The following is a 1,439-nucleotide window of genomic DNA, read 5'->3' on the forward strand; positions in this document are numbered from 1 at the left end:
TAAAGTGTACCCTGTGTAAAGGACATTTTAAAAAAGCCTAAGCAATTTTTAAAAGATGATCTCTGTATTGAACAGGGGTCATCTTTTTTAGGTTCCATTGGTGTCTATAGTTGTTATAGTAAATCATATAATTTTTGATTTCTTTTTTTAACTCTTCAATTGTTTCACAAGATTTAATGTTAGCTTCATCTTTAAAGTGACCAAAGAAGGATTCTTGGGGAGCGTTATCCCAACAGTTCCCTCGTCTAGACATAGATTGTTGTAATCCTAGTTTCTTCACTAACTTTTGAAAGTATGGGTGTGTGTAGTGGATACCTTGATCCGAGTGTATTAATGCGCCTTCTCTCTTTTTAAATCTTCGATTTTTCTTTAGTTTTAGAAGGGTTTCTGTAGCTAAATCCATGGTCATGCGGTCTGATACGTGGTAGGCCAAGATTTCATTAGTCGAGCCATCTTTTATGGTAGACAAATAGGCTTTCTGGCCCCTTCCGTAAAATAAATAAGTGATATCGGTCAGGAGTACTTTTCCAGGAACCTCTTGCTTAAATTGACGCTTTAAGAGGTTTGGCATGACTCTATGTTCTTGAGTTGCTTTCAACATTCTCCGATAGGGATTTGCTTTTCTTATAGGGCAGACAATCTCATACTTCTTCATAATTCTACGTATACGTTTCAAGTTGAAGACAATTTTAAATTGACCTGCCAATGTCATTTTAATTTGGCGAGCCCCTTTTTTACGTTTTTTAAATTGATAGGCCTTCATAATAATTCCCCTTAACTGCTCGTCCCTTTCCTCTCGCTCCTGTCTACGCTTTTGGGAGGATGAATGAAAGTAATTATAATATCCCGAACGGGATATCTGAGAGACATTACATAAGTATTGAACCTTATTTTTAAGTTTATATTTAGTAATGATGGACCGAATTAATACATACTTTTGTTCGGCTGACAGGGTTATTTCTTTCTCATTAGCCTCCTTTCGGCTAAATCGATCTTTTTTAGCAACTCATTCTCTGCCTTCAATAGGTTAACTTGAGCTTTTAGCCGAGCATATTTTTCTTCTATAGATAGATCTCTTTCACGTGGACGTCCTGAATTTCCTTTGCGAGTATCATTTAAACCTTCTAAGCCATTCTTTCGATAGGCTGAACGCCACCTTTTACCGGCTGCCTGCACGCGATACATACCAACAACCTCTATATCAAAACCACTATCTTCAAAGATATCTCTTGGTAACTTACCTGCCTGATTTTGAGCAATAAAGTATCGCTTAAAATCATCTGTATATGTAATCCCCTTGGGGCTAACAGCCTTAACATTAGGATTCTTTAATAAGGACTTCATTTCTTTTTCTGTAAAAGTCTTTATGCTCATTGTGATGTATCTCCAATCCTATCTTTTCTTTATACAAATAAAAGTACCCTATAGAGAGACTTTTT

Annotated in this window: 1 protein-coding gene; it reads right to left on the reverse strand. The window is 36.2% G+C overall.

Annotated features, from left to right (window positions below; genetic code table 11):
- Positions 1-37 precede the first annotated feature (37 nt).
- A protein-coding gene (locus ACIQXR_RS20530; protein WP_402876154.1) for an IS3 family transposase occupies positions 38-1,374 on the reverse strand; the annotation gives its coding sequence in 2 pieces (ribosomal slippage) (positions 38-981 and positions 981-1,374; 1,338 coding nt in all).
- Between the last annotated feature and the right edge of the window lie 65 nt (positions 1,375-1,439).

It is taken from the genome of Peribacillus sp. NPDC097224 (genome assembly GCF_044761985.1).
In the GTDB taxonomy this organism is placed as follows: domain Bacteria; phylum Bacillota; class Bacilli; order Bacillales; family DSM-1321; genus Peribacillus.